The following is a 13,979-nucleotide window of genomic DNA, read 5'->3' as shown; positions in this document are numbered from 1 at the left end:
AAACGTAAAAAGTGCAATGGCAATTGCCGAATCTTAAAAAAAGTGTATGCCTTAAGTAATTCTATTGATGATTTCTCAATGAAGAGCTGATTTCGTTAGATGAAGTGATGTTTTCAGACAGCAGAAATGAAAAACCACGCCCTGAGGCGTGGTTCTGAATCAAATAACGTCGATTTCGTCGACAGAGGGGTAAATCCAGCTTGGCCGGAACGGCATCGTATCAATGTCATCAAGCTGTGAAACGCCAGAAAGCACCAGGATGGTTTCAAGCCCCGCCTGGAAGCCAGCAAGAATATCGGTACGCAGGTTGTCGCCCACAATGACGGTTTCTTCTGAGTGTGCCTGCATCGTATTCAGTGCGGCGCGGATAATCCACGGGCTCGGTTTACCGACAACAAACGGCTTACGGCCCGAGATTTTTTCGATACCGGCACACAGCGCACCGCAGGCGGGATAAAAACCGCGACCGTGCGTGTCCGGGTTGGTGGCGATAAAACGCGCACCGTTGGCGACAAAGTAGGCTGCCTTATGCATCATCTCCCAGTTAAAGGAGCGCGTTTCGCCCACGATGACAAAGTCCGGGTTCACGTCGGTGATGGTGAAGCCCGCTTTATACAGCTCGTGGATCAGCGCACCTTCGCCAACGACATAGGCTTTTTTGCCTTCCTGACGCTTCAGGAAATCCGCGGTCGCCATCGCAGAGGTATAGAACACGCTGTCCGGGACGTTGACGCCCGCAGTAGCAAAGCGGTTTGCCAGATCCTGACCAGTCTGTGAAGGGTAGTTCGTGAGAAGAACCAGTGGCATTCCTTTGTCGATGATGCGGTGAAGAAACTCCGCAGCACCCGGCACGGCAACGTTGTCGTGCATCAGCACGCCGTCGATATCACAAATTACATTCTTAATGGTCATGGACAATCCGACATCAAAAAAAGAAGGCGTTACTATAAGATCCGATCAGGATTCCAGCAAATGTTGCAGCAGGATCCCGTTCAGCATGGCACGTTTTACCAGGGCGAATGCGCCAATTGCCGAGCGGTGATCGAGCGTAGATCGCACCACCGGCAAATTCTGGCGAAATGCCTTCAGCGCCTGGGTATTGATGCAGCCTTCAATGGCGGGCAGTAACACTTTTTCGGCTTCAACGATCTCGCCGGCAATCACCACCTTTTGCGGATTAAACAGGTTGATGGCAATGGCGATGGTCTTACCCAGATGGCGTCCTACCTGTTCGATCACTTCGCAAGCCAGCGCATCGCCTTTGTTTGCCGCTTTGCAGATGGTGCCGATCTTACAATCGTCCAGCGTGACGCGGCTCTGGTAACCCTGCTCCAGCAGATGGCGAACGCGATGTTCAATGGCGGCGTTGGCGGCAACGGTTTCAAGACAGCCAAAATTACCGCAGTGGCAACGCTCGCCAAGCGGTTCCACCTGGATATGACCAATCTCGCCTACGTTACCGTTACGACCAATAAAAATGCGGCCATTCGAGATGATGCCCGCACCTGTACCACGGTGAACGCGCACCAGAATAGAGTCTTCGCAGTCCTGGCTCGCACCAAAGTAGTGCTCCGCCAGCGCCAGCGAGCGAATATCGTGACCAACAAAGCAGGTCAGCTTGAAGCGCTTTTCCAGCGCCTCAACCAGCCCCCAGTTCTCTACCTTAATATGCGGCATGTAGCGAATAACGCCGCTTTCCGGGTCAACCAGGCCGGGCAAAATCACCGAGATGGCGATGAGTTCACGGATCTTGCGCTGACAGCTTTCGATAAACTGCGCAATGGTATTCAGTAACGCATGTTCAAGCGTCTCCTGCGTGCGCTCAGGAAGGGGGTAATGCTCTTCGGCAATGGCCTTGCTGCTCAGGTCGTAGAGCGTAAGAGTGGTGTCATGACGTCCTAAGCGAACGCCAATGGCCTGAAAATTGCGGGTTTCCGTGACGATGGAAATCGCGCGGCGGCCCCCGGTGGAGGCCTGCTGATCGACTTCTTTGATCAGGCCGCGCTCAATAAGCTGACGTGTAATTTTTGTCACGCTGGCGGGAGCAAGCTGGCTTTGTTCGGCTATCTGAATGCGTGAGATTGGCCCGTGCTGGTCAATCAGGCGATAAACTGCCGCGCTGTTAAGTTGTTTAACGAGATCGACATTACCGATTTGAGCTTGTCCGCCTGGTGTCATACTTTTACTTACTCAGTGACGACCTCGTTACCATTAACGATGGTCTTAATAATTTTATAATCGTGTGTGAACGCCGTCAGGTTTGCAACCATACCTGGCGCAATACCACCGAGCTGTTTATCGACGCCAATGGCGCGCGCCGGATAAAGCGTGGCCATGCGCAGCACTTCCTCAAGTGCGATGCCGCAATGTTCAACGAGGTTACGTACCCCTTCGATCATCGTCAGAGAAGAACCGCTCAGCGTGCCGTTCTCATCCACACACAGTCCATTCCGGTAGTATATTGTTTTACCAGCAAAAATGAACTGGTCAATATTCGCTCCTGCCGGAGCGGTAGCATCCGTCACCAGGCAGAGCTTGTCGCCTTTCAGGCGTTTGGCGTTGCGGATGTTGGTGTAATCGACATGCAAGCCGTCGGCGATAATGCCGCAGTAGACGTCTGGTTCATCCAGAATTGCGCCAACCAGTCCCGGTTCGCGGCCAGTAATATAGGGCATCGCGTTATAAAGGTGTGTGGCAAATGTAATGCCTGCGCGGAAACCGGCCTTCGCCTCTTTCAGCGTCGCGTTCGAATGGCCCGCAGATACCACAATCCCGGCGGCGGCCAGTTTGCTGATAACGTCCGTGCCGGTCATTTCCGGGGCCAGCGTCACTTTGGTGATCACATCGGCATTGGCGCACATGTAATCCACCAGCTCGGCATCCGGTTTGCGCACGTAGTTTGGGTTATGGGTGCCTTTCTTGACCATATTCAGCCAGGGCCCTTCCAGGTGCAGGCCCAGCGCCTGATTCGGATGTTTTGCCAGGTATTCGCGCATGACGCGGATACCCTGTTTCATCAGGTCATCGCTGCTGGTGATCAGCGTTGGCAGATAGCTGGTGCAGCCCGATTTCTCGTTGGCTTTCTGCATAATTTCCAGCGTTTCAACCGTCACCGCTTCTGCGGTATCGTTAAACTGGACACCGCCGCAGCCGTTAAGCTGTACGTCGATGAAACCGGGGGAGATTACAGCTCCATTGAGTGAACGCTGTTCGATCTCCGGCGGCAGTTCCGCCAGCGGGCAAACACGTTCAATCAGGCCATTGGCGATTACAATCGCATGGTCATCCAGAATTTCATGGCCGGTATAAATCCGACCGTGAGTTAAAGCGTACATATCGACCCCCGGTTAAAAAAAGCGACCGCCCCGGATAAAAGAGGCGGTTATTCAATTACAGACCTTTGATGTTCTCAGCTTCCAGCTCGTTGAAGTATTTCAGCGTTTTCACTTTCAGCTCCATGGTGGACGGTTCGTCACACACGACAACCGCTTTTGGATGCAGCTGTAAGCAGCTGATCGTCCACATATGGTTCACGTTGCCTTCAACGGCAGCCTGAAGCGCTTGCGCTTTCACCGCGCCCAGCACCAGAATCATCACTTCTTCGGCATCCAGCAGCGTGCCCACGCCCACGGTCAGCGCGTATTTAGGTACCTGATTGACGTCTCCGTCAAAGAAGCGGGAGTTAGCCACGCGCGTATCATGGGTCAGCGTTTTAATACGGGTACGGGAAGCCAGTGAAGATGCCGGTTCGTTGAACGCGATATGACCATCGTTGCCTACGCCGCCCATAAACAGGTGGATTTTACCGTAGGAACGGATTTTTTCTTCATACTGACGGCATTCTGCGTCAATATCAGGCGCGTTTCCATTCAGCAGGTTAATGTTTTCAGCCGGAATATCAACGTGATCGAAGAAATTACGGTGCATAAAGCTGTGGTAACTTTCCGGATGTTCCTTTGGCAGGCCGACATATTCGTCCATGTTGAAGGTCACAACGTGTTTAAAGCTAACCTGGCCCGCTTTGTGCATTTCAACCAGAGCTTTATAAGCGGTCAGGGGCGTGCCGCCGGTTGGAAGACCGAGAACGAAAGGACGATCGGCTGTTGGTTTGAACGCGTTGATGCGGTTAACGATATGACGAGCAGCCCATTTTCCGACTTGTTCAGCTGTTGCCAGGGGAATCAGTCTCATTATTCACCTCTAAAGTTTAAGTAAAAGTGGGCGGATGATTAGTGCAACCTGAACTAAGCGTAACCTGGAACCTTTCAGGCCGGATCAATCCGTCTTGATTTTTTGAATGATAAAATAAGTTTTCGTCGTTAGCCAGTGACAGGGAGGGTTTAATACGATATTTGGTGACAATAATCACAAAAAATAGGTGTTTAATTTGCGATACGAATTAATTTTTCACACACTCACACTGCCAGTGAATCATCAACTGTATCTATCGTTCGTGACACAATAAAAACATAGTTTATGCGCGAGTCTTAACAAAGGGTCTCGTAGGGGGAATAGGATGAATATTTTAGGTTTTTTCCAGCGCCTCGGTAGGGCTTTGCAGCTCCCTATCGCCGTGCTACCGGTTGCAGCATTGCTGCTGCGATTCGGGCAACCCGATCTTCTTAACGTGCCGTTTATTGCCCAGGCAGGCGGCGCAATTTTTGACAACCTGGCGCTGATTTTCGCCATCGGTGTGGCGTCAAGCTGGTCAAAAGACAGCGCGGGTGCCGCGGCACTGGCAGGGGCTGTCGGTTACTTCATCCTCACGAAAGCGATGGTAACCATCAATCCTGAAATCAACATGGGTGTGCTGGCAGGTATCATTACTGGCCTGGTGGGTGGCGCCGTGTACAACCGTTGGGCAGGTATCAAACTTCCTGACTTCCTGAGCTTCTTCGGCGGTAAACGTTTTGTGCCGATTGCGACGGGCTTTTTCTGTCTGATCCTCGCCGCCATCTTTGGCTACGTTTGGCCACCGGTGCAGCATGCTATCCATGCGGGTGGCGAGTGGATCGTGTCTGCGGGCGCAATGGGCGCGGGCATCTTCGGTTTCATTAACCGTCTGCTGATCCCAACCGGTCTGCATCAGGTACTGAACACCATCGCCTGGTTCCAGATTGGTGAGTTCACCAACGCGGCCGGCGCGGTATTCCACGGTGATATCAACCGCTTCTACGCAGGCGACGGCACCGCGGGCATGTTCATGTCTGGCTTCTTCCCAATCATGATGTTTGGTCTGCCTGGCGCGGCGCTGGCAATGTACCTGGCTGCGCCGAAAGCGCGTCGCCCAATGGTTGGCGGGATGCTGCTGTCCGTTGCGATCACCGCCTTCCTGACCGGCGTGACCGAGCCACTGGAATTCCTGTTCATGTTCCTGGCTCCGCTGCTGTATCTGATGCATGCGATCCTGACCGGTATCAGCCTGTTCGTCGCCACCCTTCTGGGTATCCATGCTGGCTTCTCCTTCTCCGCAGGCGCCATCGACTATGTGTTGATGTACAACCTGCCGGCGGCAAGCAGCAACGTCTGGATCCTGATGGTGATGGGCCTGATCTTCTTCGTTATCTACTTCGTTCTGTTCAGCGCGGTTATTCGTATGTTTAACCTGAAGACGCCTGGCCGCGAAGATACGAAAGATGATGTTGTGACCAGTGAAGCCAACAGCAATACCGAAGAGGGTTTAACCCAACTGGCAACCAGCTACATTGCCGCTGTGGGTGGCACCGACAACCTGAAAGCGATCGATGCCTGTATTACCCGTCTGCGTCTGACCGTAGGCGACTCCGCGCGCGTGAGCGATGCAATGTGCAAACGCCTGGGTGCGTCTGGTGTGGTGAAACTGAACAAACAAACCATCCAGGTTATCGTGGGTGCGAAAGCCGAATCTATCGGCGATGAAATGAAAAAAGTGGTTGCCCGTGGGCCGGTCGCTGCCGCCTCAACGGATAACGCGCCAGTAGCTGACGCGCCGGTTGCAAAACCGCAGGCTGTGCCAAATGCGGTGACCATCGCTGCGCTGGTTTCTCCGGTGACAGGTGACGTTGTTGCGCTTGAACAGGTGCCTGACGAAGCGTTCGCCAGCAAAGCGGTCGGTGACGGCGTGGCGGTGAAACCAACGGACAAAACCGTGGTCTCTCCGGCTGCCGGTACTATCGTGAAAATCTTCAACACCAACCATGCGTTCTGCCTGGAAACGGAAAAAGGCGCGGAGATCGTTGTCCATATGGGTATCGATACCGTTGCGCTGAACGGCCAGGGCTTTACTCGCCTGGTGGAAGAGGGTGCTGAAGTGGCGGCAGGCCAGCCGATTCTGGAAATGGATCTGGACTTCCTGAATGCTAACGCGCGCTCCATGATAAGCCCGGTCGTGTGCAGCAACATCGACGACTTCAGCGGTCTGGTGATCCAGGCGCAGGGGCAGGTAGTTGCAGGCCAGACGCCACTGTATGAGATTAAAGGCAAGTAATCGCTCCTGAGTAGAGTTATGCCTTTAGCGGCGGGGGATATCCTCCGCCGCTTTTTTTTGCAGCAATTGCCCCCATTATTTTCTTCCGGGACGTTTTAAGGGTTGTCACTACGTCCGGCTTATAAGATCATATGCCGTTATACGTTGTTTACGCTTTGAGGAATCCACGATGAGTGAGGCAGAAGCCCGCCCGAGTAACTTTATTCGTCAGATCATCGATGAAGATCTGGCCAGTGGTAAGCACACCACAGTCCACACGCGTTTCCCGCCGGAGCCAAATGGCTACCTGCACATTGGTCACGCCAAATCGATCTGCCTGAACTTTGGTATTGCGCAAGATTACCAGGGGCAGTGCAACCTGCGTTTCGATGACACCAACCCAGTAAAAGAAGACATCGAATACGTTGAGTCGATAAAAAACGACGTGCAATGGCTGGGCTTCAACTGGTCTGGCGATATCTGCTACTCCTCAGACTATTTCGATCAGCTGTATGCCTACGCGGTTGAACTGATTAACAAAGGTCTGGCATACGTCGACGAATTGTCAGCTGAGGAAATCCGTGAATACCGCGGTACGCTGACTCAGCCTGGTAAAAACAGCCCGTTCCGCGATCGTAGCGTGGAAGAGAACCTGGCGCTGTTTGAAAAAATGCGTGCCGGTGGCTTCGAAGAAGGTAAAGCGTGTCTGCGTGCCAAAATCGATATGGCGTCTCCGTTCATCGTGATGCGCGATCCGGTGCTGTACCGCATTAAGTTCGCTGAACACCACCAGACCGGTAACAAGTGGTGCATCTACCCGATGTACGACTTCACCCACTGCATCAGCGATGCGCTGGAAGGCATTACGCACTCTCTGTGCACGCTGGAATTCCAGGACAACCGTCGTCTGTACGACTGGGTGCTGGATAACATCACCATTCCTGTGCATCCGCGTCAGTACGAGTTCTCTCGTCTGAACCTGGAATACACCGTGATGTCCAAGCGTAAGCTGAACCTGCTGGTCACCGACAAGCACGTTGAAGGCTGGGACGACCCGCGTATGCCGACCATCTCTGGCCTGCGTCGTCGTGGCTACACCTCGGCGTCCATTCGTGAGTTCTGCAAACGTATTGGCGTTACCAAGCAGGACAACACCATCGAAATGGCGTCTCTGGAATCCTGCATTCGTGAAGACCTGAACGAAAACGCGCCGCGCGCGATGGCAGTGATCGATCCAGTGAAACTGGTCATCGAAAACTATCCGCAGGGTGGAAGCGAACTGGTCTCGATGCCTAACCATCCGAACAAACCGGAAATGGGCACCCGCGACGTGCCGTTCAGCGGTGAAATCTGGATCGATCGCGCCGACTTCCGCGAAGAAGCGAACAAGCAGTACAAGCGTCTGGTGCTGGGCAAAGAAGTGCGTCTGCGTAACGCCTATGTGATCAAAGCCGAGCGCGTAGAGAAAGATGCGGAAGGTAACATCACGACCATCTTCTGTACGTACGACGCAGAGACGCTGAGTAAAGATCCGGCGGATGGCCGTAAAGTGAAAGGTGTAATCCACTGGGTGAGCGCGCAGCATGCGCTGCCGGTTGAGATCCGTCTCTACGATCGTCTGTTCAGCGTACCTAACCCAGGCGCTGCGGAGGACTTCCTGGCGGTTATCAACCCTGAGTCGCTGATTATCAAGCAGGGGTATGCCGAGCCGTCTCTGAAAGCCGCTGAAGCCGGTAAAGCGTTCCAGTTTGAACGTGAGGGTTACTTCTGCCTGGACAGCCGTTACAGCACGGCAGAAAAACCGGTATTTAACCGTACCGTCGGTCTGCGTGATACCTGGACTAAGATCGGCGAATAATAACGCTGTCCTGGTCAATGAGAAACAAACGCCGCATAATGCGGCGTTTTTTTATTTAACGATCATGTCGTTAAGCATCGGGATAATCATTTAAAGCCAACATTCCAGGTCAATGTGGTGCTACTTATTTTATTTAAAAAAAGTTTGTTGTTTTCCAAAAAGAGAAACGCTGAAAAATATATTCACAATATCAATGTTACTTACTGAAAATTAGCGCATTCCCCCGCCAGTACTCGCTTCCCGGTAAATGTTACAAAGCGCTACGAAATATGTGCTCTTCGTCATAATCCTGACTTTTGCCTGATTAAAAGGATTGATAATTCGCGTCGCGAAAAATAACCTAAAGACGGTAGTTAATTCGAGGGTATTTCTGACTACCCCTGACCACTTGGTCTTTTCTGTTTTTCGCCGTTTAAGGCGTTTTAATTCGTCAAAGAGGAATAATCTATGCGTACGTTCAGTGGCAAACGTAGTGCGCTGGCGCTGGCTATCGCCGGTGTGACAGCAATGTCGGGCCTGGTGGTTGCGCCAGAGGCAAAAGCAGCAGGTTTCATTGAAGATTCCACCCTCACGGGCGGTATTTATTACTGGCAGCGTGAGCGTGACCGTAAAGACGTCACTGAAGATAAATACAAAACTAACCTTTCTCACTCGACCTGGAACGCCAACCTGGATTTCCAGTCGGGATATGCCGCCGATATGTTCGGGATCGATATTGCCGCGTTCACCGCAATTGAAATGGCCGAAAATGGCGACAGCGGCCATCCGAACGAAATTGCGTTCTCCTCCAGTAATAAAGCCTACGACGAAGACTGGTCCGGCGATAAAAGCGGTATCAGCCTGTATAAAGCGGCTGCAAAATTCAAATATGGCCCGGTCTGGGCGCGGGGTGGTTATATCCAGCCAACCGGCCAGACGCTGTTAGCGCCGCACTGGAGCTTTATGCCAGGCACCTATCAGGGGGCGGAAGCCGGTGCTAATTTTGACTACGGCGATGCGGGGGCGTTGAGCTTCTCCTATATGTGGACCAACGAGTACAAAGCGCCGTGGCACATTGAGATGGACAAGTTCTATCAGAACGATAAAAAAACCAAAGTTGATTATCTCCACTCGCTGGGAGCGAAGTACGACTTTAAAAACGATCTGGTGCTGGAAGCTGCATTTGGTCAGGCTGAAGGCTATATCGATCAGTACTTTGCTAAAGCCAGCTACAAATTTGATATCGCGGGTAGCCCGCTGAGCACCAGCTATCAGTTCTACGGTACGCGCGACAAGGTCAGTGATGGCAGCGTAAATGATATCTATGACGGCACCGCGTGGTTACAGGCGCTGACCTTCGGCTACAAGGTAGGTCAGGTTGATTTGCGTCTGGAGGGAACATGGGTCAAGGCAGAAGGGCAGCAGGGCTACTTCCTGCAACGTATGACCCCAACCTACGCCTCTTCCAATGGTCGTCTGGATATCTGGTGGGATAACCGCTCTGACTTCAACGCCGACGGCGAAAAGGCAGTTTTCTTCGGCGCAATGTATGACCTGAAGAACTGGAACCTGCCCGGCTGGGCAGTGGGCGCGTCCTACGCGTACGCCTGGGATGCGAAGCCAGCGGATATGGCTACGCCAGACGCCTACTACGATCCGAACTACCGTCTGAAAGAGTCTTCATACAGTCTGGATGCGATTTATACCCTTCAGGAGGGCCGTGCGAAAGGCACGATGTTCAAACTGCACTTCACCCAGTATGACAACCACTCCGATATCCCGAGCTATGCGGGCGGTTACGGCAACATCTTCCAGGATGAGCGTGACGTGAAATTCATGGTCATTGCGCCATTCACAATCTTCTGATGAACACGCTGGCGGGCGAGATCCCGCCAGCATGGAGACTGCATATGATGAAAAAAATGGTAATCGTTGCGCTGCTGGCTTCGGGGCTGGTGGCGTGTGCGCATGATCAGGCGCAGAAAGAAGACTCCCGTCTGAAGGAGGCGTATAGCGCCTGTATTAATACTGCCGAAGGATCGCCGGAGAAAATTGAAGCCTGTCAGAGCGTGCTGAATGTGCTGAAAAAAGAGAAAGCGCATGAGCAGTTTGCGACGCAGGAAAATGTTCGCGTGATGGATTACCAGGCCTGTATCCAGGCGCGGAAAACCGGTAACGATCAGGAAGTGGCGAAGCGTTGCGATAAGATCTGGAACGAGATACGCAATAACAATAAATAAGTTGCTTTACGCCCGGTGGCGCAGCGTCACCGGGCTTTTTTCAGGCAAAAAAAAGCCAACCTCACGGCTGGCTCAGAGTATGAACACTCACTTATTTTGCGTCGTGCGCATGTTCATTTTCGCGGCAATCACCTTCAGCGCAGTGACCGTACAGGTACAGGCTGTGGTTAGTCAGGCGGATGCCATGACGGGCGGCGATTTCACGCTGGCGTGATTCAATGGAATCATCGCTAAATTCAATGACCTTGCCACAGTCGAGGCAGATCAGGTGATCGTGGTGGTGCTGCTGAGTCAGCTCGAACACGGATTTACCGCCTTCGAAATTATGACGAGTAACAATGCCCGCGTCATCAAACTGGTTCAGCACACGATAGACGGTTGCCAGCCCAATCTCTTCACCCATATCGATAAGACGCTTATAAAGGTCTTCCGCACTGACATGGTGATTGTCTGGCCCCTGAAGCACTTCAAGGATTTTTAACCGAGGAAGCGTTACTTTCAGGCCAGCTTTCTTTAATGCGGTATTGTTGTCAGTCATGCGGAATCTGTCCTGTTGCTAAACGATTCACTTCAAAAGAAGAAGTGACAGAAAATGCACTTGGGATAATGCGTCTCATTATAGAACTGCCATGGCTAAATGAAAACTGCAAGTCTCAAGCAAAGTATGCTTATAAAAACGTGGTATCACCAACAAACTTGTTCGATGGCACCCACTTTTTACCAGGGGGATATTGTACAGGTCTGGGCGAAAAAGTTAAAAGTTTGTAGCAATTAATTTAATCGGTTTTACCTGGAAAACGGGCGCAACCGGAGTTGCGCCGCAGGGATATCAGGCGTTAAGGATATCGTCCAGGTTCAGCTCTTCACGAACCTGCTTAACCCATTTTTCTACACGCTCAGCGGTCAGCTCTGGCTGACGGTCTTCATCAATGGCCAGGCCAACGAAGTGATCGTCATCTGCCAGACCTTTGGAAGCTTCGAAATGGTAACCCGCCGTTGGCCAGTGACCGACGATCGCCGCACCGCGTGGCTCAATGATGTCGCGAATAGTGCCCAGCGCATCACAGAAATACTCAGCATAGTCTTCCTGATCGCCACAGCCAAACAGGGCAACCAGCTTGCCGTTGAAGTCTACTTCTTCCAGCGTCGGGAAGAAATCGTCCCAGTCACACTGTGCTTCACCGTAGTACCAGGTGGGGATGCCCAGCAGCAGGATGTCATAGCCCTCGAGATCTTCTTTGCTGCTCTTGGCGATGTCATGCACATCAGCAACGTCTTTACCGAGCTGTTTTTGAATGTTTTTTGCGATATTTTCAGTATTGCCGGTATCACTGCCAAAGAAAATGCCGATGATTGCCATGAGTAAAATAACCTCTTGAAACTTAATGGTATGGTGGCGCAAATTGTCCACGGATAAGGGCAATAATAGCAGAACAGGCAACCCTGCGGAAACAGCTATCACGCAGGACTGCACTCTGTGCTACATGAAAAAGGTAATATTGGGGATTTTCTGACTCACGCCTTGCCGCGTAACGTCTCAAGCTGGGCGATCAGCATCTCTTCGATCAGTTCGCTGCGGCTGATGTTGCGCGCGTCAGCTAACTCGTTAAGCGCATCGACGGCATCGGCATTCAGCTTCAGTTCGACACGCTTAAGCCCACGATTTTTATCGCGTTTAAGCTGGTTGCGTTTATTGATACGCAGCTGTTCATCGCGCGAAAGCGGATTCGTTTTCGGTCGTCCCGGTCGACGCTCATTCGCGAACAGATCTAGTGTCGTACGGTCCGTTTGTTCTTTGGCCATGATTCTGAGACTTCGGGGGAAACACGCCGCCCTGCTAATGCCCGGGCGATAAGCGCGCCATCATACATCACCCAAATCCACACGCCAACGACTGGAAGCCCGTCGTCTTCCGGTCGCTGGCTTTTTAATCAATTCGCTGTATCAGTAAGATAGCGGCGAATGGCGCGCAGGACGGCATCCGGTTTTTCCGCGTGTACCCAGTGCCCGGCACCCGCAATGACGTGAGCGCGAGCCTGCGGGAATTGCGCCAGCAGCGCGTCACGGTACGCGTCAGTGACGTAAGGGGAGTTGCCGCCGCGAATAAAAAGGGTAGGGTGCGGCCAGGCGGGGACGGCTTCCCAGCCCACAATATGCGAATACTGATCCCACAGCACCGGGACGTTAAAGCGCCATTGCCCGTCAACAAACGATTTCAGCAGGAACTGGACCACGCCTTCTTCATCAAGATGCTCGCGCATAACGGCAGCCGCCTGTTGGCGGGTTGCGACACCCGCTTCGGTGACCGCATTGATGGCGGCAAAAATCTCATCGTGACGGCGAACGTCGTAATTGACGGGCGCAACGTCGATGACCACCAGCCCGGAAATTCGCTCAGGTGCCAGCGCAGTGAGCGCCATCACCGCTTTACCGCCCATTGAATGCCCGATAAGCGTCGCTTTCTGAATATTATTCGCATCGAGGGTGTCCCGCAGATCCTGCGCCATGGCTGCGTATGTCATCTCCTCCGAGCGCCCTGAAAGACCGTGATTGCGCATATCAACCTGGAGGATCTCGTGATCGGTCACTAAATCGCGCGCCAGCACACCCAGATTATCCAGGCTACCAAACAGGCCGTGAACCAGTACGATGGGAGAATTATTGTTCGGCGATTGTGCAGTTTGCGCTCGGGTATTCAATTTCATGGCAAAGTTCTTTTTTTAGGTTTGTCAGGTTAGGGTATCATGTTGACCATTCTGCCGCCCGGGGGCAAGGATCCAGTTTAATCTGACTTTTGCCGCCAACCTGGTTTGACGCTATCCGCTGTTGGGATTTGACCTTATAATCTCAACGACTTGTATTCAGATAAGATATCGCACTGGATTAAGATGAAAACAATCGAAGTTGATGACGAACTCTATCAGTATATTGCCAGCCAGACGCGGCATATTGGGGAGAGCGCGTCCGACATTTTACGGCGCATGCTTAAAATTTCCGCCGCCTCACAGCCCACTCCTGTCACTAAAGATGTCGTGTCTCAGCCGAGCGTTGTTGCACAAGTAAAACCTGCCGTCATGCCGGCAAAGGACAAAGTGCGCGCGATGCGCGAGCTGCTGCTGTCCGATGAATATGCCGAGCAGAAAAAGGCCGTTAACCGCTTTATGCTGGTGCTGTCTACACTTTACTCACTGGATAACAACGCATTTGCAGAAGCGACAGAGTCGCTGCACGGTCGCACGCGCGTTTATTTCGCAGGCGACGAGCAGACCTTGCTGCAAAATGGCAACCAAACCAAACCCAAACACGTTCCCGGTACGCCATACTGGGTGATCACCAATACCAATACGGGCCGCAAGTGCAGCATGATCGAACATATCATGCAGTCCATGCAGTTCCCGGCGGAATTGATCGAAAAGGTTTGCGGTACAATTTAACCCTTGCATCAGAAGGACCAGGC

The 13,979-nt window shown here is 52.5% G+C and carries 13 protein-coding genes; 5 read left to right on the top strand and 8 right to left on the bottom strand.

All coding sequences use genetic code 11. The features are described 5' to 3' along the window. Positions 1-159: 159 nt before the first annotated feature. Genes nagD through nagB form a run of 4 tightly spaced genes read right to left on the bottom strand, consistent with a single transcriptional unit; the run spans position 160 to position 4,191 of the window. The gene (gene nagD / locus CU081_RS21455) at positions 160-912 is read right to left on the bottom strand and encodes a ribonucleotide monophosphatase NagD (RefSeq protein ID WP_003858667.1); all 753 of its coding nucleotides are present in this window, start codon (positions 910-912) and stop codon (positions 160-162) included. 45 nt (positions 913-957) lie between these two features. Further along, positions 958-2,178 carry a DNA-binding transcriptional regulator NagC gene (gene nagC / locus CU081_RS21450; RefSeq protein ID WP_003858665.1) on the bottom strand — a complete coding sequence of 407 codons (1,221 nt, stop codon included), beginning with the start codon at positions 2,176-2,178 and terminating at the stop codon, positions 958-960. A gap of 8 nt (positions 2,179-2,186) precedes the next feature. Then, entirely contained in the window at positions 2,187-3,335 is a 1,149-nt protein-coding gene (gene nagA, locus CU081_RS21445) for an N-acetylglucosamine-6-phosphate deacetylase (RefSeq protein ID WP_003858664.1), read from the bottom strand. Between the two features lie 55 nt (positions 3,336-3,390). After that, entirely contained in the window at positions 3,391-4,191 is an 801-nt protein-coding gene (gene nagB, locus CU081_RS21440; RefSeq protein WP_003858663.1) for a glucosamine-6-phosphate deaminase, read from the bottom strand. 325 nt (positions 4,192-4,516) lie between these two features. On the opposite strand from nagB, the gene nagE reads away from it, so the two are divergent. The 4 genes from nagE (at position 4,517) to chiQ (ending at position 10,522) form a co-directional block, all read left to right on the top strand. Continuing rightward, positions 4,517-6,466, top strand: a complete 1,950-nt coding sequence (gene nagE, locus CU081_RS21435) for a PTS N-acetyl glucosamine transporter subunit IIABC (protein ID WP_003858662.1) — start codon at positions 4,517-4,519, stop codon at positions 6,464-6,466. Positions 6,467-6,635: 169 nt separating this feature from the next. Next, positions 6,636-8,303, top strand: a complete 1,668-nt coding sequence (glnS, locus tag CU081_RS21430; protein ID WP_022650606.1) for a glutamine--tRNA ligase — start codon at positions 6,636-6,638, stop codon at positions 8,301-8,303. Positions 8,304-8,750: 447 nt separating this feature from the next. Then, complete coding sequence (chiP, locus tag CU081_RS21425; protein WP_017694280.1) at positions 8,751-10,148, top strand: chitoporin ChiP; 1,398 nt, start codon at positions 8,751-8,753, stop codon at positions 10,146-10,148. Positions 10,149-10,195: 47 nt separating this feature from the next. Continuing rightward, positions 10,196-10,522 (top strand): ChiQ/YbfN family lipoprotein, encoded by a 327-nt coding sequence (gene chiQ / locus CU081_RS21420; protein WP_003858658.1) that lies wholly within the window; start codon positions 10,196-10,198, stop codon positions 10,520-10,522. A gap of 91 nt (positions 10,523-10,613) precedes the next feature. On the opposite strand, the gene fur is transcribed toward chiQ, so the two are convergent. The 4 genes from fur to ybfF form a co-directional block, all read right to left on the bottom strand. Next, positions 10,614-11,060 carry a ferric iron uptake transcriptional regulator gene (gene fur / locus CU081_RS21415; RefSeq protein ID WP_003858655.1) on the bottom strand — a complete coding sequence of 149 codons (447 nt, stop codon included), beginning with the start codon at positions 11,058-11,060 and terminating at the stop codon, positions 10,614-10,616. A gap of 291 nt (positions 11,061-11,351) precedes the next feature. Further along, positions 11,352-11,882 (bottom strand): flavodoxin FldA, encoded by a 531-nt coding sequence (fldA, locus tag CU081_RS21405; RefSeq protein ID WP_003858653.1) that lies wholly within the window; start codon positions 11,880-11,882, stop codon positions 11,352-11,354. 155 nt (positions 11,883-12,037) lie between these two features. Further along, on the bottom strand, positions 12,038-12,325 hold the full coding sequence (ybfE, locus tag CU081_RS21400) for a LexA regulated protein (RefSeq protein WP_003858652.1): 288 nt from the start codon (positions 12,323-12,325) through the stop codon (positions 12,038-12,040). A 128-nt stretch (positions 12,326-12,453) separates the two neighbouring features. After that, positions 12,454-13,227: an esterase gene (ybfF, locus tag CU081_RS21395; protein WP_003858651.1), complete on the bottom strand. Its 774-nt coding sequence runs from the start codon at positions 13,225-13,227 to the stop codon at positions 12,454-12,456. A gap of 183 nt (positions 13,228-13,410) precedes the next feature. On the opposite strand from ybfF, the gene seqA reads away from it, so the two are divergent. Next, positions 13,411-13,956: a replication initiation negative regulator SeqA gene (seqA, locus tag CU081_RS21390; protein ID WP_003858650.1), complete on the top strand. Its 546-nt coding sequence runs from the start codon at positions 13,411-13,413 to the stop codon at positions 13,954-13,956. Positions 13,957-13,979: the final 23 nt, after the last annotated feature.

The sequence above is a fragment of the Enterobacter sp. CRENT-193 genome (assembly GCF_002787395.1).
GTDB classification, from domain to species: domain Bacteria; phylum Pseudomonadota; class Gammaproteobacteria; order Enterobacterales; family Enterobacteriaceae; genus Enterobacter; species Enterobacter hormaechei_C.
Note: the sequence above shows the minus strand (reverse complement) of the source record. Positions and strands in the feature narration are given on the sequence as shown.

Excerpts from the sequence above, each read along its gene's own strand:
- ybfE (WP_003858652.1), bottom strand. The coding sequence starts at position 12,325 with ATGGCCAAAGAACAAACGGACCGTACGACACTAGATCTGTTCGCGAAT.
- nagD (WP_003858667.1), bottom strand. The coding sequence starts at position 912 with ATGACCATTAAGAATGTAATTTGTGATATCGACGGCGTGCTGATGCAC.
- nagA (WP_003858664.1), bottom strand. The coding sequence starts at position 3,335 with ATGTACGCTTTAACTCACGGTCGGATTTATACCGGCCATGAAATTCTG.
- nagC (WP_003858665.1), bottom strand. The coding sequence starts at position 2,178 with ATGACACCAGGCGGACAAGCTCAAATCGGTAATGTCGATCTCGTTAAA.
- seqA (WP_003858650.1), top strand. The coding sequence starts at position 13,411 with ATGAAAACAATCGAAGTTGATGACGAACTCTATCAGTATATTGCCAGC.
- nagE (WP_003858662.1), top strand. The coding sequence starts at position 4,517 with ATGAATATTTTAGGTTTTTTCCAGCGCCTCGGTAGGGCTTTGCAGCTC.
- nagB (WP_003858663.1), bottom strand. The coding sequence starts at position 4,191 with ATGAGACTGATTCCCCTGGCAACAGCTGAACAAGTCGGAAAATGGGCT.
- fldA (WP_003858653.1), bottom strand. The coding sequence starts at position 11,882 with ATGGCAATCATCGGCATTTTCTTTGGCAGTGATACCGGCAATACTGAA.
- chiP (WP_017694280.1), top strand. The coding sequence starts at position 8,751 with ATGCGTACGTTCAGTGGCAAACGTAGTGCGCTGGCGCTGGCTATCGCC.
- chiQ (WP_003858658.1), top strand. The coding sequence starts at position 10,196 with ATGAAAAAAATGGTAATCGTTGCGCTGCTGGCTTCGGGGCTGGTGGCG.
- fur (WP_003858655.1), bottom strand. The coding sequence starts at position 11,060 with ATGACTGACAACAATACCGCATTAAAGAAAGCTGGCCTGAAAGTAACG.
- ybfF (WP_003858651.1), bottom strand. The coding sequence starts at position 13,227 with ATGAAATTGAATACCCGAGCGCAAACTGCACAATCGCCGAACAATAAT.
- glnS (WP_022650606.1), top strand. The coding sequence starts at position 6,636 with ATGAGTGAGGCAGAAGCCCGCCCGAGTAACTTTATTCGTCAGATCATC.